Here is a 23,163-nt window from a genome sequence, read left to right on the forward strand (position 1 = left end):
ACCGAAAGAGGTAACACCATGCCTACCATTGAAGAACTCCGCCGCCAGCGCGCCGAGGTGAATGCCCAGGTGCAGGAGCTGGCCAAGCTGGAGACCGAGAACGGCGAGCTCAACGCCGAGCAGCTCGAGCAGTTCGAGCAACTCGCCGGCCAGTTCGACAAGCTCAGCGAGCAGCTGACGCGTGCTGAAGCCGTGGAGCGCATGAACGCCACCGCTTCCCAGCCGGTGGAGAACTACGGCAACCGGGCCCCGGCGGTGCACACCAAGCCCGAGCTCAAGCAGTACACCGGGGCCAAGGTCGCACGCATGGCTATGGCTGTCGCCGCCGGGAAGGGCGACCTGCAGCTGGCTGCCAAGTTCGCCTCGGGTGAAATCGGCGATGCCGACGTCGCCATGGCCATCGAGACCAGCGCCGGCTCCGGTGGTTCGCTGATTCCCCAGAACCTGCACGACGAGGTCATCGAGCTGCTGCGCCCGCGCACCGTTGTCCGCGGCCTCGGCGCCCAGACCATGCCGCTGCCCAATGGAAACCTCAGCATCCCGCGCATGGCCTCCGGGGCGACCTCCAGCTACGTCGGTGAAGGCGCCGATGTGCTGGCTTCCGAGGGCAGCACCGACGACGTCGCGCTGCAGGCCAAGACCATGATCACCCTGGTGCCGTTCTCCAACCAGCTGATCGGTCGCGCCGGCTTCAACGTCGAGCAGCTGTTCCTCAACGACATGATCGCCTCCATGGCGGTGCGCGAGGACAAGGCCTTCCTGCGTGACGATGGCACCACCGACACCCCCACCGGCTTCGCCAAGATCTGTGCCGACGAAGGCCGGCTCGTGGCGTGGAACAGCGCCGATGCCAGCGACATGGCCGCCATCGATGCCTACCTCGACCGCCTGATCCTGACACTGATGGAGAGCGACAGTCTGCTGCTGCAGCCCGGCTGGGCGCTGTCGCCGCGCACCTACATGAAGCTGTTCGGCCTGCGCGACGGCAACGGCAACAAGGTCTACCCCGAGATGGCCCAGGGCGAACTCAAGGGCTGGCCGATCAAGCACACCACGACCATCCCCACCAACCTCGACACCTCGGGCGATCTCGACAACGACGAGACCGAGATTTTCTTCGCCGACTGGAACGACGTGGTCATCGGCGAGAGCGACATGATGACCATCGACTTCAGCCGCGAGGCCACCTACAAGGACGCCAGCGACAACCTGGTCAGCGCCTTCTCGCGCAACCAGTCGCTGCTGCGGGTGGTGAAGGAGCACGACGTGGCCTTCCGCCATCCCGAAGGCCTGGTGCTGGGTACCGAGGTGCCTTGGTAAGCCGAGCGCCGCCCACCCTGACACCGGCCGCCTGAGTGCGGCCGGCGTTGTATCCGGACCCCATTTCTAAGGAGCCACACCATGGCCACCACCAAGCAGAACGACCGCAAGCTGGTCTCGATGACCTTCCGCAAGCCCTGGGGACGCTATACCCGGGGCGACCGCGCCGGATTCGAGCCCGAGCGCGCCAAGCAGCTCGAGGAGCGCAAGCTCGCCGTGCGCAGTGCCCAGGCCAAGGACGCCGAGACCTCGGCCGATACCAAGCAGGGTAGTGCCAAGGGCACCGAAGGCGCCGACAAGACCTGACCCCGTTGCCGCCCACCCGGGCGGCAACCCCAACACTGACCGAGCGCGCCCATGATCACACTCGCCGAGGCCAAGCTTCACTTGCGCCTGATCACAAGCCTGGACGAGGCGGAGAGTTACACCGCCGAGGATGCTCACATCCAGGGCTTGATCAGTGCCGCCTATCGCCACGCAGAAGAGGTGACCCGCACCACGCTGGAGACGCGCTCGAAGACGCTGGTGCTGGATGGCTTCCCGGCCGGCAGCCAGGCGATCGAGCTGCCGTGGACGCCCGTCGAGGCCATCGAGTCACTCGATTACGTCGATCCAGATGGCATCGAGCAGTCACTGGCTGCCGAGACCCTGCGCCTCGACACCCGGCCGATCTACCCCCGGCTGGCGCCGCAGTGGGGCAGCCTGTGGCCATCCACCACGGACGAACCCGAGTGCGTGTCGATCACCGCTACCGCTGGCGCTGCCGAGCTGCCGGCGGACATCAGAGCGGCGCTGCTGCTACTGGTCGGCCATTTCTACGAGAACCGCGAGGCGGTCGTCATTGGCACCATCAGCAGCGCGGTCCCCCTGAGCGTCGAGATGCTGCTGGCGCCCTACGTCATTCATTCGGTGGGCTGAGCCATGCGAATTGGACGACTCAATCAGCTCGTCACCCTGCGCGGCGCCCGCCATGGCCACCCGCCCAGCTGGCCCGAGGCCGGCCAGGCCTGGGCCGAGTTTGTCGAGCCCAAGAGCGCCGGGCGAGCCGAGCAGCAGGGCATCCGCGCCCCCGGGGCCACCCTGGTGCGCATGCGCCCGCGGTCCGGCCTGCAGGTGGGCCAGCTGATCGAGCGCCGCGACGGGGCGCTGTTCATCATCGAGGCCATCGACCCGGCGCGCACGGTGGTGGAGATCGCCGCCCGCCGCCTGCAGGGCGTGCCGGCCAGCTACGTGCCTTTCGCCACTGGCATCGGTTACGCCATCGAGGCCTTCCTGCTGCGCGAGAACGTCTTCGTCGGCCAGGCCAACGAGCCGCGCCACCTGGTGGAGGTCATCCAGCCGCAGCTGACCTGGCCCTGGGCCGAGGGCGGCGACCTGATCCAGATCGCCGGGCTGTCGCTTGAGATCGTCGGCCAGGTCGAGGGCACCGACGACGGCATCACCGTCCAGCTGTTCACCATTCCGGGCTGATCGCAGGAGCCGATATGGCACGCGCCAGAGGCAGGAACAGCAAGCTGCCCAAGGGCATCGAGGTCGGCGGGCTCGCCGAGAGCAAGAAGGCCTTCAAGGCGCTGCCTGCCGCCACCCGCCGGGCCATCGCCGGGGCGGTGAACGAGCAGGCCGCCGAGACCCGCACCGCCCTGGTCGGCCGCATCAGCCAGGACGGCGGCGTGAAGAAGGGCGAGGTCGCCAAACGCATCAGCATCAGCAAGGCCAAGGCCAGCGAGGGCCGGGCCTTCGCCGAGCTCAAGCTCAGCCGCCGCCCGGTGCGCTTCAAGAACTGGCAGTACGAGACCCGCCAGACCGACAGCACCGGCACCCGGGCCAGCATCTGGGTCCGCAAGGGCGGCACCCGCATGCGCGTGTGGGGCTTCGTGAACCCCAAGGGGCGTGGTGTGCCGCTGACCCGGTACCGCAAGGGCAACACGGATCGCATCCGCCGCGCCGCCGGCTGGGGCCTGAAGAACCACTGGAACCATCAGGTCAACGACCGGCTGCGTAGCGAGATCGCCACCGGCGTGGATGGCAAGTTCATCAGCCGGTTCAACAAGGAGTGGGCAAAACGATGAGCCAGCCAAAGAGCACCCAGGTGGTCGCCAAGCTGCTCGATCGCCTCGAGGCGATCAGCACCGCCAACGGCTACTTCACCGACCTGGCCCACATCGAGAGCGACAAGCCGCAGGTCGACATCCAGCACGACACCAGCCTGCCGGTGCTGCACCTGCGCAACCTCGAGAACGCGATCACCAGCGTGGTGGCCGGCGGGGCGAGGAGCGAAGCCCGCACCCTGCAGATCGACGCCTACCTGAAGGGCGGCGAAGGGGCACGCCAGCGCCAGGATGCCCTGCTCGATGACCTCTACCGGGCCCTGTACACCGGCGAGAAGATCAAGCTCGACCGCCTCGCGGTGGAGATCTCCACGGGCGTTGCCGCCCTCGACGATGCCGACCTGGGCAGTCGCATCGTGCCCATCTACCTGCCCGTCACCATCACCTACACCAGCGAGAGGTAATCCGCTATGTCTGGCTATACCGATACCGGCCTGATCGTCGCCGGCGACGTCTTCATGGGCGAGGTCGACTCGGACGGCAACGTCGGCGCCCTCAGCGGCCCCATCAACGTGCCGTCGCTCGCCATCACGCCCAACACCGTCGAGACCATCGAGCGACAGAGCTACAAGAAGAGCACCTACGGGCAGACGCTCGACGCCGTGAACCTGCCCAACGAGGCCGCCAACCTCACCATCCAGTTCGACTCGCTGCCGGCGATCATGCTGGCCGAGGCCCTGGCCGGTACCACCGTGGCGATCGACGATGCCGCCGACACCGTCACCGGTGAGGCCCACACCCTGGAAGAGGGGCTGTGGATCAAGCTTGCCGGCTCGAACCTCTCCAGCGGTTCGGTCACCGTCACCGAGACGGCCGGCAGCACCGACATCACCGCCGACTGCGAGATCGACCACGCCGCTGGTCTGGTGAAGGCCAACACCACCGCCGCGGCCACCGACGTCACCATCGACTACGATACCGATGCCGCCACCGGCACCCGGGTGCTCGGCGCCTCGGAGATCTCCAAGCCGCGCTTCGTGCTGGTCGAGGGCGTCAACCTCGCCACCAACAAGCGCTGCCGGGTGCAGATCGACCGCGTGGTGCTCAGCTCCGACCAGGCCACCGAGCTGATGGGCCGCGAGTTCATCTCCGGCCAGCTCACCGGCTCGCTGGTCACCCTGGAAGGCAAGGACAGCCCGTACACCATGGACATGTACGACTAAGCCACCCAGCCACGTGCGCCCGGGATGACCCGGGCGTAAGCGATTCCATACCGGAGACGTAAGCCATGACTGACACCAAGGCGAAAGCCAGCGACCTCATCAAGGTCACACTTCAGAAGCCGCATACCCACGGTGGCAAGGGCTTCAAGGCAGGCGACGAGATCGCCGTGCGTCAAGATCAGGTCGAGCGCCTGAAGAAGCACCACAAGGTGTGACGATCCCCGGCCCCGCCAAGTGGCGGGGCTGGGTTACGGGTTGTAACCTGCCTTCAGGGAACTGAAGGAGGTGGAAGATGGAAACGGAACCGAATGCGTTTTACGCCATCGGCCAGATGGCCGGGTGGTGGCTAATTTTCCTGGTAGTGGTGCCGTGGCTGGCAGTGCTGTTGGCCGTATACAGCCGTGGCAATTCGATGATCGTGGCAGGTTTTATCGGTTTCTTCGGCACCCCGCTGATCGGGATGCTTTATGTGATCGCTCAGCCGGTGAACCAGTCGGTATTGGACGAGCGGGCCATTCGGTCGGGAAAAAGTCGACGCTGCTCTAAATGCATGACACTCAAGCATCCCACTGCACGTATCTGCCCACAGTGTAAAACCATCGCTGGAAAGAGTGACGCACAGGAACCAAGCCGGCTCGAGCCATCGCTATCAGGCATGAGCGCTGTCGACGTACCAGGGGAAAACGTCGAGCGAGCTGAACCAGACGAAAACGCCTCTGCCGAATTCCGGCGACGCATGCAGCAACGCGACCCATAGCGACACCCACACGATTTCCGAGCCCCGCCACCGTGCGGGGCTTTTCTTTGCCTGCACGGTGACCCATGGCCCAGAACCAGAACGACATCCAGCTGCGCATCAGTGCCGCGGTCGATGGCCTGCAGGACATCGGCAAACTGCTCGGCGAGCTTGACGAGGTGGGGGCGGACACCACTTCCGCCTCGGCGGATGTCGAGAAGCTCAACGAGGCGATGTCCTCGCTCAGCCAGCAGCGCAAGCTGATCGATGCCCTGGAGCAGACCCGGGGCAAGGTCAGTGAAGCCGAGCGGGCCATGAACGAAGCGGTGGGCGAGGCCGAGCGTCTGCGCAGCGTCTACGATGACAGCGCGCAGGGCGTGGAAGCCCAGCGCCGGGCCGCCGAGCAGGCCGCCGTCACCGCCGAGCAGGCCAGCCAGGCCTACCAGCAGCAGCGCCGCGAGCTGCAGGCCCTGCAGACCCAGTACAAGGGCGTGCAGGAGAGCACCACCGGCGCCCGCCAGGCGTGGCGCGATGCCGCCCAGCGGGTGAAAGACCTCGAGCAGGCTATCGAGGCCAGCGGTGGCGCCACCGAGGAGCAGGCTCGCCAGCTGAACGAGGCCCGCGGCGCCGCCGATCAGGCGCGCCAGAGTTACCAGCAGCAGGCCGGCACCCTCAGCACCCTGCGTGACGAGCTGACCCAGCAGCGCACCGCCGTGGACAGCGCCAAGCAGAGCTGGGAGGACTACCGCGACGAGAGCCGCGACCTCAATCGCGACCTGAAGGAAAGCGAGCGCGCCTTCGCCCGGCAGGGCAAGGAGCTCGACCGCGCCGAGACCGCTGCGGACAAGGCCAGCACCAGCTTTCAGCGCCAGGGCAAGGCACTGGACGAGCTCAGTACCGACGCCCGCGAGGCCGGCATCAACGTCGACAACCTGGCCGACGAGCAGCAGCGTCTCGACGTGGAATCCCAGCAGCTCGAGGGTTCTGTCGATCAGCTCAAGGGCAGCCTGCGCGAGTATCGCCAGCAGGTCGACCAGACGGACGGCAGCCTGAAGCGCTTCGGCAAGTCGCTCGCCTCCGGCGTCGTCAGCTTCGGCAAGTGGGCCGCCGCGGGGGTCGCCGCCGGTGCGGCGCTCTCGGTGGGCCTGTTGACCCGCTACACCGCCGCCCAGGGTGAGCTGGCCCAGCAGATCGACAACACCTCTGATGCGATCGACGTCAACGCCCAGCGCCTCCAGGAGCTGCAGTATGGCTTCTCGCGGGTGGGCATCGACGCCGACAAGACCGGCGACCTGCTCAAGGACGTGGCCGACAAGATCGGCGACGCCTACACCAACGGCGGCGGCGAGGCGAAGGATGCCATCGACGCCCTGGGCCTCTCACTGGATGAGTTGATCACCCTGAGCCCGGATCAGCAGCTGCTGGCCATTGCCAACGCCCTGGACAGCCTGCCCCAGGCCAGCCAGGTCAACGTGATGGAGAGCCTGGCCAACGATGCCAGCCTGCTGCTGCCGCTGCTGCGCGACAACGCCGCCGGCCTGCGCGAGCTGACTGACGAGGCCAACCAGGTCGGGGCCATCCTGTCTCCCGAGGACATCGAGAACCTCAAGGCCACCAATGCTGCCATCGACCGCCTGCAGGGCCGTTTGCAGGGGCTGCGCAACCGCCTGCTTGGCGAGGTCTCGCCGGCGGTGAATGAGCTGGCCGGCTCCTTCGATGACTTGCTCAAGGACAACCCCGGGCTGATCGACGACATGGCCCAGGTGTTCCGGGGGCTGATCCAGACCACCCAGCGCTGGATGGAGTACGTCATCTCCAACAGCACCCAGGTGGGGCAGTCGCTGCAGGGGTTGATCGATACCGCCCAGTTCCTGGGGAACAGCTTCGTGGCCGCCTTCCGCGGCATTCAGACAGTTGCCGCCGGCGTGCTCACCGTGGTCGCCGGGGTGATCGCCGGAATCATGTCGCGAATCGAGCTGGTGGCCAGTGGTCTCAACCGCTTGGGCCTCGTCAGTGACGAGACCATGCGTGGGATCGAGGCACGCTCCGCCAGTGCCCGGCAGGCTGTCAGGGATCTCGCCGCCCAGACGGTGGACTATGGCAGGCAGACGCTCGAGGCCGGCAAGGATGCCGTCACCGCCTTCGATAACAGCGGCAAGGCCGCCAAGCGGTCGGCGGAAGAGACGAAGAAGGCCGCCGACCAGCAGAAGGAGGTCAGTGCCACCGCCGTGGCGTCGGCGATCAGCATCGCCAAGGCGGCGGCGGACAATGCCCAGCGGCAGAAGAAACTGCGCGACGAGATTCGCGCGACCGAGCTGGAGATCGCCAAGTACCAGCAGCGCCTGAAGGACGACCTCTCTGGCGAGTACGCCCAGAAAGTGCAGGCCCTGGAGGGCAAGCTATCGGGCCTCAGGATCGAGCTGGCCGGTGTGACCCGCGAGGCGAACAACAACGCCCGCGCCATGCAGGACGCCGCCGATGCCATCGGCATGACCCTGGAGGAGCTGCGCACCGGCGTCAGCGACAGCGCCGCCGAGGCGATCGAGGGCTTCGAGACCCTGGCCCGCTCCGGCGAGCTCACCGGCGAGCAGCTTCAGGACGCCTTCCAGGCCACCTGGGAGAACCTCGACAGCCCCGAGGCGCGCGAGGCCTTCCTCGACAACATCCGCGAGATGGTCGATGACGGCGTGGAGGGCGCCGGCCAGTGGCTGGCCGCTTGGCAGGAGGCCTTCAGGGGCCTGGAGGAGGGCAGTGACGGCGCGGTCGATGCGCTGAAGAAGGTCAGCGATGCCGCCAAGGAGTCGGCGGAAGAGCAGGAGAAGAACGCCGAGGCCGGTAACAGCGTGCGTCTCAGCCTGCAGCAGATCCAGGGAGCCGCGGCCAATGCCGCCGGCGGCGTGCGCGCCGCCTGGAAAGCCGTGGCGCAGCAGGCCCGTGAGGCGGCGGCAGCCGAGAAGGAAGCCGCCGACAGCAGCCGCGATCATGCCGATGCCGTGGATGAGCAGACCCGCGCCATGGAGCGGGCCGAGCAGGCCAGCCAGCGCCTCAACGACTCGCTGGAATCCAGCATCGCCAGCATGCAGGAGCAGCTTGCTCAACTGGAGGGGGACCAGGCGCGCGTGCAGGAGCTGCGGTATGACCGCCAACGGCTCGAGCTTCAGAACCAACTGAACGCGGCCCGCGCCGCCGGCGACGAGGACGCACAGCAGGCCGCACGCAAAGCGCTGCGCCTGGCTGATGAGATCCACCAGAAGCGTCTCGACAATATCCGCGCCGAAGAGCGTGAGCGCGAACAGCTGGCCGTGAATCAGGCGCGTGAAGAGCAGCGCCGGGTGGCCACCGGCACCCAGCCAAGCACGGCCAGCCAGCCTCAGCCCGCTACCCCTGCCCAGCCTACCCAGCGCATCGCCATCGACATCACGAGCGAGACCGGTACCGCCACCGTCTATGCCGACAGCCAGAGCGAGGCCGATGCCCTGCTCGCGGCCCTGGGCCGAGACGCCAAGCGCGTGCACTGACCGAGGATCCCCATGATCACCCTGAGCTATCCCAACGACGGGGCCGGCGGCGTCATCACGCTGCCGGAAGATCTCGCCTGGCCGGACGAGTTCGACTGGAGCCCGGTGGCCGCCGCCGAGCAGCGCACCCTGAGCGGCGCGCTGATCATCCACCACAGCACCCGCCAGAGTGGCCGCCCCATCACCCTGGCAAGCCAGGGCGCGAGTTGGTTCCCCCGCGCTCAGGTGCAGGCCCTGCAGGCGCTGCTCGAAGCGGTCGCGCCGATGACGCTCGACATCCACGGCCGACCCTTCGAGGTGACCTGGCGCCGGGCTGGCAACGCTCAGCCGCTGGAGGCCACACCGGTTTACCGCCTCGCCGACCCCGACGGCACCCATCCCTATCTCATCACCCTGCGGTTCCAGGAGATCTAGCCCCATGCCGATCCTGCAAGGCGACATCAAGCTCCTGAAAAGCGAGCGCATGACCGACAACGCCGACGGCGGCGGCCGGATCACCGGCAACGTCATCACCGATGGCCAGAGCAACGAGATTTTCAACGACGTCTCGGATCTCGACCGCGTCTACGGTCGCACCAGCCTGCGCAAGGTCTTCGGTGCGGTAGAGACCGACGACACCGATCTGTACTTCGGCAGTCACGTCATCATCGACCAGGCCCCGGACGACCCCAACGTCAGCGTGCTGGCGTTCTCCACCGACTCGGCCACAGATGAGCGAGCCGGTGCTCGCAACCGGGTCGAGGGCTATGTGGTGGCCGGGCCCCTGACCCGGATGCGCCTCTACGGCGACCAACTCGAGGGGCAGCGTTCGCTGCTGGCGTACCAGCGGGTCGGCGAGACCCCGCCCGACATCGGCGACGTGCTGCTGCTCTCCACCGATCCCGATGCCGGCGAAGAGCAGTATGTGCGCGTCACCAGCGTCGAGACGCAGGATCAGGTGTTCACGGATACCGAGGGCGATTTCACCCGGCAGGTGGTCACCATCGGGATCAGTACCGCGCTCACCCGGCGGTTCTATGGGCATGAACCGCGCCGTTACTCCAACATTCAGCCGGCCACGCTGCTACGCCAAACGCAAATCGCCGATGCCGCGCAGTATTTCGGCGTCAGCAAGTTGGCCATGGCCGCCAGCCTGGGGGCCAACCAACTCAAGGTGAACAGCGTCTATCAGCCTATCGTGCCCAGCACCCAGACCGAGAGCCCGGTCGTGGATGTGTCTATCGGGGGGCAGGTAGCGGTCGAGGTGGATAGCGGCGGAATCAGCCACGAAATCCCTCAGGTGGCCGAGACGCAGCGCATCGAGGTGGCGGTGAACAACCGGGGGTATTCCTACACCCGCAGCCTCCAGCCCCTACCGGCCCCCGGCACCGTGGTGGTGGAGTACCTGGCGCTGGGCAAGTGGTACACCCTGCGCGACGAGGACGGCAGCGGCGAGCTCACCGGTGCCGGCACCGGCCAGGTCAACTTCGCCACCGGCAGCGTGTCGATCACCCTCCAGGCCCTGCCTGATGTCGATAGCGCCATCCTGATCTATTGGGGCACCCCGGTGCACTACGTCGACCGCGCCGGCTACCAGGTGCCGTTCGCCACTCCGAGCCTTCGCTACACCCTAAACTACGGCGGTGTGGTGCCGGGCAGCATCACCGCCACCTGGCTCAGCGGCGGTGTGGAGAAGACCGCTACCGACGACGGCCAGGGTGCCCTGACTGGCTCGGCAGGTGGTGCTTGCATCTACGGTTTCCGCGACACCGTGAACGGCGACCGTGTGGGCGAGGTGTGGCTCCAGTTCAACGACGGCGAATGGCCCGATGCCAACAGCAACGTGGTGGTCGACTACGAATACGGCGATGCCGACACCGAAACTTTCAACCCCAGCAAGGACGGCAGCGGCTTTGTTCAACTCCAGCTTGCCGGGGCGCCGATCCAGCCCGGTAGCGCCACCTTCGAATGGAAGGTGCTGCGCGAGGACGTTCTCAATGAAGGGGCCAAGGATTGGGATTGGGGGTATGACTACGACGCTTGGAACGCGGGCGGTGCCCCCGGCAAGTTCCTGGACGACGCCTGGGAGGAGCGCCGCGACGATTCCCGCACCATCACCTACCGCTGCCGCGACGATGGCCAGGGTGGCCTCCAGGGCTTCGCCGGGACCATCGACTATGATACCGGGCTGGTGACGCTGGAGGTCGAGAAGGTCCATGAGGTCACCTCCTGGGAGCGCACCAGCGAGGACCCCGGCCAGGACGAGGACGTCAATTGGAAAGAGTCGAGCGTCACCGATACCTTCGAGGATGGGGCGGCCGTCATGGCCCGCTACCAGCCGCAGGTGCTGGCCGCCACCGAGGACAGCGTGTCCAAGAGCCCCAGCCCCCTGAAAGTGGACCTGCTGCCGCTGCTGCAAGATCGCATCGTGCCGGGCACGCTGCGCCTGACCTTCCGGGGCTCCACCTTCGAGGACCGCGACGGCAGCCTGTACCGTGACGTTGATCCTGACACCGGGGCCGGCATCTACAGCGGGACCGTCGACTACACCCGCGCCAGTGTCGTGCTCGAGGATTGGGGGGAGGGCGGCAGCAACCAGGTTGGCATCGCCAGCCTGGTCACCGTCTATGGTGACTGGACCGTGCTCGGGGCCGCCTTCCGCACCCCTGGTAGCCCGGTGCAGGTCGGCGAACTGACGCTGCTGGCTACCGCTGCCAACGGCGAGCTTCTGACGGCACAGGCCGACTTTTCCGGTGCCGTGACGGGCAACGACATTGCCGGAACCATCGACTACAGCACCGGCATCGTGAGTGTGAGGTTCGGGGCCCTGGTGGCCGATGCCGACCTGACCACTGAAGAAAAGCAGGAGCCGTGGTACGACCCGGCCAACGTCGATGGGAGCGGCAATATCTGGAAGCCGCGTTACGTGCTGCCGAGCACCGCCCGTTTCAACACCGTGGTCCTGACCTCACTGCCCCTGAACGCCGAATTGCTGGGCCTTGACCCGGTGCGCCTGCCGCCTGACGGCCGAGTACCGATCTACCGCCCGGCCAACGTCGCTGTGGTGCACCATACCGACAAAACCCCGTGGCCGATGGGTACCACTGTCGGCGACACGCTCGACGTGGGCCGCACCCGCCTGGCGCTGCTACATATCGAGGACGCCGAGGGCACCCGGCTGCCGGAGGAAGATTACAGTGCCGACCTGAACGCCGGCACGGCGACCCTCGACGGGGCGGCCGACCTTACTAGCTATGTCGAGCCCCTGTTCGCCGTGCACCGGGTCGAGGACATGGTTCTGGTCAGCGATGTGCAGATCAACGGCACGCTGACCCTGGTGGGGCAGCTCTCTCACGACTACCCGGCCGATGAAACCCTGGTGTCCTCAGCCCTGATTGGCGGCGACCTCCAGGCTCGTGTAGCGGGTCTCTTCGACCAGACCACCTGGACCGGTGAATGGTCAGACGAGCTTATTGGCGACGAGACCACTGCCGAGTTCAACGACACTGCCTACCCGATCCAGGTCACCAACCGAGGCACCATCACCGAACGCTGGGCGCTGATCTTCACCAGCAGCACTTCGTTCCGGGTGGTTGGTGAGAGCGTGGGCGAGATCGGCACCGGCAACATCAACGAAGAGTTGGCCATCCACAACCCCAACACCAACGTGCCTTATTTCACCGTTCCGGTGCTGGGCTGGGGGACCGGCTGGGCGGCCGGCAATGTGCTGCGCTTCAACACCATTGGCAGTCACGCCCCCATCTGGTTGGCCCGCACCGTAATGCAGGGCGAGGCCCAGGGCAATGACTTCGAATTCCGACTTCAAGTTCGCGGCAACGTGAACGCCGACCCGCAGTAAGGAGACAACGACATGTCCGACCCGATCCGCGTTTACGACAGTGGTATGCAGGGAGCCCCTGTTTTGATGACCCGCAGCTTAGGATCACTGAAAGAGGTCCTGGAGCAGGTGCTGGTGAACGGTTTTAACGCCTCCCCTGCCGACGACCTGACCTACGACGCCGAGGCAGGGGAAGGGGTCCTTCTTTTTTCTGGGGGGCACGGCTTTGTTCTTCATCAAGTGGTAGAGGTCAGCGGTGCCAACGAGACCGAGTGGAATGGACTGTGGAAAGTGACCGGGGTGGAGAACACCACTGTCCGTTTCTCCATGGACAGCGTGCCGGCCGGTAACGCTACGGGCAGTTTGGCGGTAAAGACCGCTTCCGCAGGGTGGACGATGCCTCACGAATCGTCCGATGGCTACCGGGCCATATTCCAGCCCTCAGAGCCATCAAGTCCCTGCTATTACATAGATAACAGTGATTGGGAGACTGCCCCATGGGGCTATAAAAATGAGGACATTCCTCAGTCATACCTGCGCGGTTACCTTTCCGCCACTGACATCGACACCCGCCTTGGAGAGTTTGGCGACGGCGGTTTAAGTCAGGATACCTACGCCGCCTATACCTATTACGATTTTCCCCGGCACTGGAGGATCGTGGCCAATAGCAGGTTCGTGTGGATGCTCATTTCCGACCCTGACCCCGAGCAATCAAGCATCGCAGACCAGTGTGTTGTCATTGCCTTTGGCGACGTGGCCAAAGGCAGGCCCGGCTGTCAGGATGCGTTTATTGGGTTGATGGAAACCGGCGAGAATGATGAGTCCCCAGAAAATTACATGGGGTATTTTAACAACTCGACATATAAGCGAGTTTCTCGTGGTCTGGGAGGGCGAGGACTGAGTCTGGAAATGCGCGTACTGTCCTATGCCTCTTCCCTTGGAGATACTTATGTTGTGCCAGATACGGGTGACAATAAAGCTCGCCTCGAACTGGAGCTTCCGGTACTAGCAAAAATAGCCGGCGGCGGCTACGTCCCGGTAGGTGTCATGCCGGGGCTTGCCAACTGTCTCTCGGGGATGTTGTACAACGATAACACTACTATCGAGGTCGAAGGACGCACCTATTGGGTCTGGCTCTTTGCGGGTACTACCAGCTCCGACTACTACGACAGGAACTCTATGGCGCTGATCGACATTACCGGACCGTGGCACTAATCAGGAGGCGTGAGCATGCCCATAACGTACCCCCCCTCCTCGGGTTATAGTTTGGTAAAAGCGCCGATTGGGGCGCTTGACCCCCTCAAGGCCGGTTATTCTGCCCTTGCCATCAACCGGTCTCCCGGGTTGGCATCGAACAATCGGTTCCAGACTTTCACGATGGAGTTTTATATCTTCCTCAGGGATGCCGAGGGAGAAATTCTTACGTCACAAACTATCGGGTCTCCCTCGAGCCGCGGCATATATGTCCGGCGCATACCTGATGGACTCAGAATCTATGTCGATGATGAATGGCTAGACACTGGTACCATGACCAAGGAGCAGTGGCATCACGTGGCCATCGTCCACGCCTACTATGACCATCTCAGCGTGTACTTGAATGGGGTGCTGTCTTCCAGCTCGCCAGTCAGCGCCCTTTACACGGATGAGAACAACTTCCTGTCGGCTGACTCCCTCGGTTATTACGACCGAGCCGATGTTGACCTGGCCAATATCCGGGTGTGGGACGTTGCTAGAACTGATGCCCAGGTTGCGGTGGACAAGGACACGGATTATGGCCTGGAGGAGCCTGGCCTCTTGTGGGCCATTTCTTTGGACACCGATGCATCCACTATGGATGCCGAGGTGGGGAATGGCGTGTATGCCGTGCTGGGCAACAATGTAGTTGTCGAGGCGTCCGTCCCATCTGACTTTTCCGAGCCGGTGGAATCCCCACCCAATGACCACACAACTTCGGTACTGGCTGAACCCGAGCCAGAGTCCTATCCTGGCCAGATCAGCGGTACCGTGACCGTGAAGGGCGACCCTGCCGCCCAACGGGTGTTGGCCTTCGTGCGCTCGACCGGCAAGAAGGTGGCCGAAACCACCAGCGCGGCGGACGGCAGCTACACACTGACCGGGCTGAACCCCGAGGTGGCCCACTACGTGGTCGCCCTGGATAAGAACCTCGAGTACAACGGGGTGATTGCTGACAATATTGTGCCAGAGGTGCCGGCATGATCGACTTGGCCCTGTCCATCAAGAATGCCCGACTCCAAGCCATTGCTGATGCCGTAGACGCGGGCGGAGAGGGAGCAACTTTCACGTTCTACACTGGTTCACGACCGGCCAACGTGCAGGAGGCCGCCACGGGTGATGAGCTAGTGGTCTTGCCAGTCCCGGTGCCCTTCGCTGAGGCGATCCAGAATGGTGTGCTGACGGGCAAGGCAATGCCCAAGACCATGGCCACCGGGGGTGGTGAGGTCGGGTGGGGCAGATTACGCGATGCTGCCGGGGTTGCAGTGATGGACCTGGATGCAGGTGCCGAGGGCAGTGGGGCCCCTGCCACTCTGCCTGCCACGCAACTCTATGCCGGCATGCTGATCGAGGGGGTGTCCCTGGTCCTGGCTGAGCCATAACGAGGAGGCCCCATGGCCAAGGACTTGCCGCTGTGGCAGTCGCTACCCGAGTACGACCCTCAGGCCGTGAACCTTGATTTTTCGGCTCGCGACGTAGTGCCCTATGTGGCCCCCTACGAGGCCCCGAGCGCCGGGTCGGTCAACCTGGACTTCTGGGGCGACTACGAGCCCGGCGAGCCCCTGGACCTGCGCCTGGGCTTCACTGCGACCGTTTATCGGTACGAGCCGCCAGGTGCCGGGTCGGTAGACCTGGCATTTGACGGTGACTACACAATCCCCGGGGCTGGGTCGGTAGACCTGGCGTTCGGCGGCCAGGCAGGAGACACCCCCGAGCCGGCCACGCCGCTGACCATCGACGCCACCCTGCCGTCCGTGGGGGTCTACGCCCGCTTCGAGGTGCGCAACACCCTGGCCATCCGGGTGACGATGCCCCGGACGCAAGCCAACATCCACCTGGCCAATGACATCAACGTTTGGCGCGGTCCCATGGCACAGGCCGGCGACCGCACACAGCGGGGGGTGACCTCGCACGCCATCACGGCCGGGCGCTACGGCGAGAGCGACCAGCGCCGCCGCCAGGTGACCAACCGTTACCAGCAGGGGGCTTGGCGCAAGAGCGGCACCCGTCAGACGTCTCGTGGCATGGCGGATCGTCACGCTACCCGGCGAGTGGTGTCGGAGAAGTCCGCCCGTCAGGGTCGCCAGGTAGTCGTTGATAACCGCTCGCTGCCTTTCCAGGGGCACCGACACCGTGCCTTGGCCGAGCAGGGCCAGGCGGTCGGAACGCAGCGAGGGGCGCTCAACCACTACCTGCCGTCGCGTCGTCGCCTGTGCGGCCTGCCGTTCGAGCAGGCGTCCGACATCCTGGCCCGCCAGTGGAACGACACCTGGCAGCCGGGGCAGTGGTGGCCCGTAGGATGGCGCGGCCCCTTCGAGCAGACGACCCAGCCGCCTCCGGGCACCAGTCCGCTACCGCCTGGGCCCGAGGAGCCCGAGGAGCCGGGGTTCCCGCCACTACCGGACTTCTACCGGGGCAGCCCTGACCTCAACTTCTGCGCCCCAATACCGGAGGCGCCCTATGTGCTGACCTTCGGCGAGGACCCCTGCGCCCCGCTTGATCCCGATGCGCCCATCGTCGCCCCCATCCAGAGGACCTATCTCGTGAGCAACAGCGCCTCCCTTACCCTGGTGGCCACCGGCCAGGCGCTCGCCGCCAGCGCCATCTCGGCCGCTATCGATGCCGACTCCTGGGCCTGGGAGCTGCGCGCCACCGTGCACGGGGCCGAGAGCGTCGCCGCGATCCGCGATGCCACCCAGCCCATGGAGATCGAGGCTACCCTCAACGGTCACACCTGGCGCGGCGTGCTCGATAGCTGGAGCCGTAACCGCCAGTTTGGCGAGGTGCCGACCATCACCCTCAGCGCACGCAGCCTGGCCGCCTTCCTGGCCGCACCCCATGCCGCCCCGCGCAGCTACACCGAGACCCAGACCCGCACCGCCCAGCAGCTCGCCGAACAGGAGCTGCCCCTGGGCTGGACGCTGGACTGGCAGATCGACGACTGGCTGGTCGAGCCCGAGGCCTGGCATTACACCAACCGCACGCCCATCGAGGCGATAACCGCCATCGCCAGCGCGGCCGGCGCCGTGGTGCAGGCCCATCCCAGCCAGCCGCGGCTGATCATCGCCCCGCGATACGCCGCCCCGCACTGGGCCTGGGGTGGCGCGACGCCCGACGTCACCCTGCCGCTCGACGTGCTCACCCGGCTCGGGTCCGAGGTCCGCAGCAGCGAGGCGCTCAACGGCATCTATGTCTCCGGCGAGACCACCGGCGTGCTCGCCCTCGTCAAGCGCACCGGCACCGCCGCCGGTCGGCTGGGCGAGATGGTCGTCGACCCGCTGGTCACCCGGCAGGCCCCGGCGCGCGGGCGTGGCATCGCCGTGCTCTCTGCCAGCGGCGCCCAGACCCGCGAGTCCCTGGCCCTGCCGCTCTCCGCCGACATCGCCGGCCTGCTCGAAACCGGCCAGCTGGTGCGCGTGGATCCCGACGGCGACGACTGGCGCGGCCTGGTTCGCGCCGTCAGCCTCAACGCCCAGCTGCAGGGCGACGCCCTGACCATCGACCAGAGCGTCGAGCTCGAACGCCACCTCGAGGAGATCGCCTGATGGCCCGCAACCTCTACCGCCAGTTCCTCGACCTCATCCCTCGCGACCCCCTGCTGGTGGGCGAGGTGACCAGCCACAACAGCGACGGCACCAGCACCCTGCAGCTCCCCGGCGGCGGAACGCTCCGCGCCAGGGGGCAGAGTGTGGCCGTCGGGCTCAAGGCCTTCGTGCAGGCGGGGGAAGTGAAGGGGGAAGCGCCGGCGCTGACGGATGTGACGGTGGAGGTTTGAGGGAAGCAACTCCCTGTAAGTCATTATTTATTTCTTAATGCAATTAAGCCTTAAGTTGTTTATGTATACCTCTAGGCTTAGTGGCACGCTTTCGCCATGTTTTTATTCAAATGCTATAGAGGTCTCATTGATTCTGTTTATCGCCGTTTTTATTTCTTCTTCGTCAACTTTTTCATCAGGGATATTGTTAGATGCGTTTATTTTCAAATGAAGAAGATATACAGCTCCGATCAGATCTCTCGCTTCAATGGTGCCAGCTTTGCCAATGGCTTCAAAATGGAGATTGATGAAATCAAGGTATTTTATGCACTTTCCGTATGCGGTGTTTTTGCTCCCTGATGTTATTAAGGGAAGAATTTTACAAAGCGCATAGTACGAGTGGGTGGAATTTTTGTTCATCCATTTGATGTTATTTATTGTCTGTGTTATATCAATCCCTATATGTTTGTAATTTTGTTCTAAGTCTTCGCAAAGCAAGTAAGCTTCTTTCCTCCTCCATTCTCCGACCTGTTCCTTTGTCATGTGTAATGCTTGTAGGGCGACTAGTAAAAGACCAAAAGTTGAAACGCCAGCAAGAGAGACTTCTGTGAAGTTCGCCAAGCTGAATATGAGAATTGATAATGCTGCAACGACTACAAATGTTGACGTTTTCCACGCTTTCACCAATCCTTTGGTAATCGAACCCATCGTCATTCACCTTCCCCCTATGTGCGGCCGCTTCGCTCTCTTCACCGACCCCCCAGCCGTGACCCTGCGACTGGGCCTACCCGACCCCGAAACCAGTTGGGCGCCTCGGTACAACATTACGCCCGGCACCTGGATCACCGGCGTACGCCGGCGAGAGCCTGAAGACGAGCCTACCATCGATGACTTGTGGTGGGGCTACCGACCGAGTTGGGCTGGCGGCGATGCGCCGCAGCCAATCAACGCGCGTGTCGAAACCCTGGCAACCAGCCGTTACTTCAAGGGAGCCTTTCGCCAACATCGCTGCCTGATCCCTGCAGACGGGTGGTTTGAGTGGTTGCCTACTGCCAGCGGTAAGCAGCCTCACTTCATCTGCCGCGAGGATCGCGAGCTGCTGTTCCTCGCCGGGATCTGGGCCGACTACGCCGATGGGTCGGCCTGCTGCGCAATCATCACAGAGCCGGCCCGCGGTATCGCCAAGGAGATCCACGACCGGATGCCTCTGGCACTGGCCGACAACAGCCTCGATGCTTGGCTCGATCCCGAGCTCCATGAGCGCGATGCGATCCGTTCTGCGGTCCATCACCTCGACATCGACCTAGTCACCCACTGGCCTGTCAGTACCCGGGTCAACCGGCCGGGGAATGATGATGCAGTACTGATCGAACCAGTAGATCAGTAGAAGACCGCGGCTTGCTTTACTCAAGATACTCTGAGGCCGTTGCCTTCAGCGCCTCGCGGTGCTGGAAGAGATCGCTGACCCCACCAATTTCCACCCGATTCTCCTGCTTGTTCTGGAAGAACCCAACACGCATCACGCTTTTGGCATTGAAATGAAAGCGGCAGATAGGTTTGCGGTTGTTATCGTCCAGTAGCACGGCGCAGTAGGACTTGGCATCGCGCATCGTGATCCTGCCGATGTCGATCTGCTCTGCCAGGATTGATCGCACAATGTTGTAAGCGTCGATTTCTTCCTGGGTTGTGACGATTCCATCGTCGTCGGGTTGCTGCTCTTCGCTTGGGGACTGGGTGACGGGCATGGCGTTGGCGGCTTCCACATCGTTGCTCGCCAGTGCACCTCTGAGGCGCTGCGCGACCTGCTCCTTCACATAGAGCGTGCCAGCCTCTTTGATGATGGGGGTGAACTCCTCGATCACTTGTCGAGTCTGTCGTCCTTCGTAGATCTTTCCCGCGATGAACTTGACGAACTCTTCCGGGACTTCGCGGAACACCTCATCGATGGCTCTTTTCGCCAGGTTGGTGTACTTGAGGCGGTTCGCCGTGCTGAGTATGGCATCGACATCGAAATTCGGTTTGGTGAATTTCTGCAGCTCGTCGATGTCCTGGTCGTTGAAGTCAGCGAGATCAAAGGTGAAGAAGGGGCGAGTGTCGAGCTTGTTCTCGAAGTCGAGGTCAGAATAGAAGCGATACTCGAACCCATTTGTCAGAATGGCAAATTTTGCATCAGTGCAGGCGAAATACCGATACAACTGGTTGTACTGCACGTGAGAAAGGTCGGTGCCCAGCGGTTTGCATTCGACCAGGATCGACAAGCTTTCATTCGCCCTGATGGCATAGTCAACTTTTTCGCCTTTCTTTGTGCCGACGTCAGCGGTGAACTCCGGTACTACCTCTCGAGTGTCGAAGGGGTCGTACCCCAGCGCACCGATGAAGGGCATCACCAACGCGGTTTTCGTTGCCTCTTCATTTTTGATGTGGTTCACCTGATCTTGGCCTCTCCGAGCGATGCCGGACAGCTTGTCACCTAGTTCCATGGTTAGTCCCTGCCACTTTCGTTATATGCGATATGAGGTCCACTTAGCCTAGACCCGTCTCTGAAGCAGCACAAAGGTACGAAAGTGGGTAAGGCAAATCGCTGCGGAAATTTGTCAGCAATCTCGCACAAGAACGTGCGCTATCTCGCCTGTCTGAGGGGGCTGTGGATCCCCTAGGTTGAAGGCGTGACGCTTCACAGCATGCGATCCCTCCGGCGACGGGGTTGCCGCCACGGACGGCTCACTGCGTCATAACGGCATGGACCGCACCACCTGGCCAGGGACGGCCAACATAGAGCTCAGAGTGAGAGGCCAACGTCGTGAACGCAACGTAGTGGATAGAGTCCATGTAGGCGCATTCCCTCTCAATCATGGAGCTATCTCATGGACGTGATCCGCATCATCCTCGCCATTCTGCTGCCCCCGGTAGGGGTCTTCCTCCAGGTCGGCCTCGGCCTGCATTTCTGGGTCAACATCCTACTGACGCTAATGGGCTACATTCCCGGTATCGTGCATGCGGTGTGGATCATCGCGCGTAGGTGACAAGGCGCTGGGCCTTGCGCTCGGCTAGCATCCTGACATGCTACTCGACCAGCCGACTCCTCGGCGGCCGGCTCCGGTAACGGGGGGCCGCCAAGGACGGTGCACCGCGTCATACCGGCATGGATCGCACCACCTGGCCAGGGACGGCCGTCTGATCCTTCGCCACCCGCCACACTCCCTCCTCGACATCCTGACTTCGCTCCAGCAGGTACACCGGCGAGCCCGGTTGCCAGGATCCCGCATCGTGATCCATCTCGCTCAGCCGAACCCGCCCGCTGACCAATCGCCTCTGCCAGATGACGTGATAATCGACCAGCCGATTCCCCGGCGGTCGCTTCCGACACAGGCTCACCCAGCCCCGGCGCTCGAGGTGTTTGCGCCATTGGGTGATGCAGAGGAGGGTGGCGCCGTCCATGATCTATGTGGGAAGAAAGTTATATTCACCCTCGAAAGCGTTGACCCCAAGAATGAGCCGATCACTTCCACCAGGGATGGTGACCAGGACACTCCCGTTGCCCGCCATTCTGGCGGCAATTTCTCGTACTTGGCGCGGGTCGCTCGGGGCCTTTACCATGAGACGCCCAATTCTGTGGAGCGGCTCTTGGTCGATCCTGACCACGAGACGCTCCTCATTAACCGCTTCGAGAAGCCGATCTTCATTGCCTGACCATCGTCTTCCATCAAGTGAGCGGTCAGCAAACTGCGCCACTATAAACTGCGAGTAGTCGATGTCGCCTCCGACATCCTCATCGTATGTCGACTCATAATCGACGAAACAGGGAAGCCCGCCAATCTTGATGTCGCATTGCTCTATTGCACTGCCAACATCCAGCGGTGATGTGAGTGTAGTGGCAAGCTGCGAGCTGCTGCTCACTAGCCCTACAGCAATGATCAGGCAGCCGGCCGCCTTCTTGAGCCAGGCCTGCATCTCGTCTACCGATAAAAATTCCTTTCGTTTCACGCTGCCGCCTCTCCTATCGGAAGCCACATTGAAAGCCCCACAGTATCACCACACAGGATGGCGGATCGTACCCTCTGCGTTCTGGCGACATCGCCTGGTCATCATTACCGCCAGCTAAATGCCGCTGTAACCGGAGAGCTGGGTGATCACCAAGCCGCCCAATATTAGCAGGGTGACAGCGATGCAGAAGATGTCTGCGAGTTCGATGGGCATTCGCTGAGGTAGAGCAGCCATCCCAGGCATGCGAGTGCATGGCGAAGATCAGCGGCCGGGCTTCACCGCGTCGAGCAGCTTGTCCAGCAATTGCTGTACTTCCTCGACACCGCTTCGCCTGGCGAAGATTAGAAGGCCGAAGATCTGAAGAATGCCGATCACCACAGGGGCTGCCCAGTTGTCCATGTTGCCGAGGATATGGGCATTCAGCAGTACCAGGCCGGCCAGCACGAACAGGAAGCGCTCTTCCTTGAGCTTGTCTTTGACGGCGTCGAGTTCCTTGTACGCCTCTTCAGCCGCCATTGCGGACTTGCTGTAGGCGTCGCTTTCATCGGTGCCGTCATTGCTACTGGACTCTAGCTGATCAAACTCGCTGTTCGACTCGCTCGGCATCAGGAAACCTTTGCTTGTACTCGGCCACGACGTCTTCCTGGGGGATGTCGATGCCTTTGACTCCAGGGAAGTAGTTGCGGTGCCACGCCCCGGCAGGCTCATGCGTGATCTCGACGAGCCGGTAAGGGTTCATGCGGGAGAGTCGTTCTACGGCATCCACGATGATCTGGTGCTCAGGGGATCCATAGGGGACATCAGGGACGCGATGGAACACGTTCTTGATAGGTCGATCCCCGAAGGCCGAGACATGCTGGTATACCACCGGAAGGACCGGACCGTAGCCCCATGCCTCAAACGCTTCATCGCCTACTAGCGGCTCCCCATGCCTGCCAGAGTGCAACATGTGAGCGATATACAGAATTTTCTGGAGCTGCAGGTTGGTAAGTGTCCAGCCAGAGGAACTGCATGCCAGCTTGGCAGCCTGCAAAGCAGTGATAGCCATGATGCACCTCCCGTTCGCTGGTAAACCTGCCTCAAAGGTGAGGGACGCGGAGCTTAAATGCAAGGAGGCGAATTTTCAAGACGACGCAGCTCCTTAGGCCTTGCGAGACATCACCCTCAATTCTGGAGCCAGTCATGCCGGAGGCCGTCGATGCACCTGCCCGGAGCGTCTGCTTTGGTCTTGCGCCATTCTCCACACCCCATCCGCGACATCTATCCCGCGCATGAATAGGTAGGCTGGAGTACCAGGCTGCCACCAGGCCTCGTCCCGCTGATCCGCTAGACGCACCCGCCCGGATACGAGATGGCCGCGCCAGATCAGGTGGTATTCGATGAGCCGGTTGCGTGGTGGTGGTGCCCGGCGAATGCCGGTCCAGCCCTGGCGCTCGAGGCGTTTGCGCCATTGGGTGATGCGGAAGAGGGTAGCGTCGTCCATGGGGCAACGATGCCGGTGCGGTGCCGGACAGGCAATCAGCTGTAGGG

24 protein-coding genes are annotated in these 23,163 nt (G+C 63.5%); 19 read left to right on the plus strand and 5 right to left on the minus strand.

The window, feature by feature from the left end:
• Positions 1 to 18: 18 nt before the first annotated feature.
• The 17 genes from P8934_RS08155 (at position 19) to P8934_RS08235 (ending at position 17,670) form a co-directional block, all read left to right on the plus strand.
• Entirely contained in the window at positions 19 to 1,320 is a 1,302-nt protein-coding gene (locus P8934_RS08155; RefSeq protein ID WP_278033736.1) for a phage major capsid protein, read from the plus strand.
• Positions 1,321 to 1,401: 81 nt separating this feature from the next.
• Complete coding sequence (locus P8934_RS08160) at positions 1,402 to 1,626, plus strand: hypothetical protein (RefSeq protein WP_278033737.1); 225 nt, start codon at positions 1,402 to 1,404, stop codon at positions 1,624 to 1,626.
• A gap of 51 nt (positions 1,627 to 1,677) precedes the next feature.
• Positions 1,678 to 2,238, plus strand: a complete 561-nt coding sequence (locus P8934_RS08165; RefSeq protein ID WP_278033738.1) for a head-tail connector protein — start codon at positions 1,678 to 1,680, stop codon at positions 2,236 to 2,238.
• A gap of 3 nt (positions 2,239 to 2,241) precedes the next feature.
• On the plus strand, positions 2,242 to 2,790 hold the full coding sequence (locus P8934_RS08170; RefSeq protein WP_278033739.1) for a hypothetical protein: 549 nt from the start codon (positions 2,242 to 2,244) through the stop codon (positions 2,788 to 2,790).
• A 14-nt stretch (positions 2,791 to 2,804) separates the two neighbouring features.
• A complete protein-coding gene (locus tag P8934_RS08175; protein ID WP_278033740.1) occupies positions 2,805 to 3,389 on the plus strand; it encodes a hypothetical protein in 585 nt (194 codons plus the stop codon).
• Complete coding sequence (locus tag P8934_RS08180; protein WP_278033741.1) at positions 3,386 to 3,832, plus strand: hypothetical protein; 447 nt, start codon at positions 3,386 to 3,388, stop codon at positions 3,830 to 3,832. The genes P8934_RS08175 and P8934_RS08180 overlap by 4 nt, the downstream gene beginning before the upstream one ends.
• A gap of 6 nt (positions 3,833 to 3,838) precedes the next feature.
• A complete protein-coding gene (locus P8934_RS08185; RefSeq protein WP_278033742.1) occupies positions 3,839 to 4,591 on the plus strand; it encodes a hypothetical protein in 753 nt (250 codons plus the stop codon).
• Positions 4,592 to 4,656: 65 nt separating this feature from the next.
• Positions 4,657 to 4,806 carry a hypothetical protein gene (locus P8934_RS08190; RefSeq protein ID WP_278033743.1) on the plus strand — a complete coding sequence of 50 codons (150 nt, stop codon included), beginning with the start codon at positions 4,657 to 4,659 and terminating at the stop codon, positions 4,804 to 4,806.
• A 77-nt stretch (positions 4,807 to 4,883) separates the two neighbouring features.
• Complete coding sequence (locus P8934_RS08195; protein WP_278033744.1) at positions 4,884 to 5,348, plus strand: hypothetical protein; 465 nt, start codon at positions 4,884 to 4,886, stop codon at positions 5,346 to 5,348.
• A gap of 65 nt (positions 5,349 to 5,413) precedes the next feature.
• The gene (locus P8934_RS08200) at positions 5,414 to 8,845 is read left to right on the plus strand and encodes a hypothetical protein (protein ID WP_278033745.1); all 3,432 of its coding nucleotides are present in this window, start codon (positions 5,414 to 5,416) and stop codon (positions 8,843 to 8,845) included.
• Positions 8,846 to 8,857: 12 nt separating this feature from the next.
• Positions 8,858 to 9,259 carry a hypothetical protein gene (locus P8934_RS08205; protein ID WP_278033746.1) on the plus strand — a complete coding sequence of 134 codons (402 nt, stop codon included), beginning with the start codon at positions 8,858 to 8,860 and terminating at the stop codon, positions 9,257 to 9,259.
• A gap of 4 nt (positions 9,260 to 9,263) precedes the next feature.
• Positions 9,264 to 12,683, plus strand: coding sequence for a hypothetical protein (locus P8934_RS08210; RefSeq protein WP_278033747.1), 3,420 nt, complete (start codon positions 9,264 to 9,266; stop codon positions 12,681 to 12,683).
• 12 nt (positions 12,684 to 12,695) lie between these two features.
• The gene (locus P8934_RS08215; protein ID WP_278033748.1) at positions 12,696 to 13,877 is read left to right on the plus strand and encodes a hypothetical protein; all 1,182 of its coding nucleotides are present in this window, start codon (positions 12,696 to 12,698) and stop codon (positions 13,875 to 13,877) included.
• A 15-nt stretch (positions 13,878 to 13,892) separates the two neighbouring features.
• Positions 13,893 to 14,879 carry a LamG-like jellyroll fold domain-containing protein gene (locus tag P8934_RS08220; RefSeq protein ID WP_278033749.1) on the plus strand — a complete coding sequence of 329 codons (987 nt, stop codon included), beginning with the start codon at positions 13,893 to 13,895 and terminating at the stop codon, positions 14,877 to 14,879.
• Positions 14,876 to 15,277, plus strand: a complete 402-nt coding sequence (locus tag P8934_RS08225) for a hypothetical protein (protein WP_278033750.1) — start codon at positions 14,876 to 14,878, stop codon at positions 15,275 to 15,277. Before P8934_RS08220 ends, P8934_RS08225 begins: the two co-directional genes overlap by 4 nt.
• Before the next feature lie 12 nt (positions 15,278 to 15,289).
• Positions 15,290 to 17,440: a hypothetical protein gene (locus P8934_RS08230; protein ID WP_278033751.1), complete on the plus strand. Its 2,151-nt coding sequence runs from the start codon at positions 15,290 to 15,292 to the stop codon at positions 17,438 to 17,440.
• Positions 17,440 to 17,670 carry a hypothetical protein gene (locus P8934_RS08235; protein ID WP_278033752.1) on the plus strand — a complete coding sequence of 77 codons (231 nt, stop codon included), beginning with the start codon at positions 17,440 to 17,442 and terminating at the stop codon, positions 17,668 to 17,670. Before P8934_RS08230 ends, P8934_RS08235 begins: the two co-directional genes overlap by 1 nt.
• A gap of 102 nt (positions 17,671 to 17,772) precedes the next feature.
• Here the strand turns inward: P8934_RS08235 and P8934_RS08240 are convergent, their stop codons facing one another.
• The gene (locus P8934_RS08240) at positions 17,773 to 18,192 is read right to left on the minus strand and encodes a hypothetical protein (RefSeq protein WP_278033753.1); all 420 of its coding nucleotides are present in this window, start codon (positions 18,190 to 18,192) and stop codon (positions 17,773 to 17,775) included.
• A gap of 64 nt (positions 18,193 to 18,256) precedes the next feature.
• Between P8934_RS08240 and P8934_RS08245 the strand changes: the two genes are divergently transcribed.
• Positions 18,257 to 19,036, plus strand: a complete 780-nt coding sequence (locus P8934_RS08245) for an SOS response-associated peptidase (protein ID WP_278033754.1) — start codon at positions 18,257 to 18,259, stop codon at positions 19,034 to 19,036.
• 16 nt (positions 19,037 to 19,052) lie between these two features.
• Here the strand turns inward: P8934_RS08245 and P8934_RS08250 are convergent, their stop codons facing one another.
• Complete coding sequence (locus tag P8934_RS08250; RefSeq protein WP_278033755.1) at positions 19,053 to 20,129, minus strand: type I restriction endonuclease; 1,077 nt, start codon at positions 20,127 to 20,129, stop codon at positions 19,053 to 19,055.
• Between the two features lie 384 nt (positions 20,130 to 20,513).
• Here P8934_RS08250 and P8934_RS08255 point away from each other — a divergent pair, with 384 nt between their 5' ends.
• Entirely contained in the window at positions 20,514 to 20,672 is a 159-nt protein-coding gene (locus P8934_RS08255; protein ID WP_250058867.1) for a YqaE/Pmp3 family membrane protein, read from the plus strand.
• 418 nt (positions 20,673 to 21,090) lie between these two features.
• Here P8934_RS08255 and P8934_RS08260 read toward each other — a convergent pair whose 3' ends face one another.
• From P8934_RS08260 to P8934_RS08270, 3 genes are all read right to left on the minus strand, one after another.
• The gene (locus tag P8934_RS08260; protein WP_278033756.1) at positions 21,091 to 21,633 is read right to left on the minus strand and encodes a hypothetical protein; all 543 of its coding nucleotides are present in this window, start codon (positions 21,631 to 21,633) and stop codon (positions 21,091 to 21,093) included.
• 261 nt (positions 21,634 to 21,894) lie between these two features.
• A complete protein-coding gene (locus P8934_RS08265) occupies positions 21,895 to 22,239 on the minus strand; it encodes a hypothetical protein (protein ID WP_278033757.1) in 345 nt (114 codons plus the stop codon).
• A complete protein-coding gene (locus P8934_RS08270) occupies positions 22,211 to 22,681 on the minus strand; it encodes a Panacea domain-containing protein (protein WP_278033758.1) in 471 nt (156 codons plus the stop codon). The genes P8934_RS08265 and P8934_RS08270 overlap by 29 nt, the downstream gene beginning before the upstream one ends.
• Positions 22,682 to 23,163 lie beyond the last annotated feature (482 nt).

It is taken from the genome of Halomonas sp. CKK8, from assembly GCF_029625235.1.
GTDB lineage: Bacteria > Pseudomonadota > Gammaproteobacteria > Pseudomonadales > Halomonadaceae > Halomonas > Halomonas ventosae.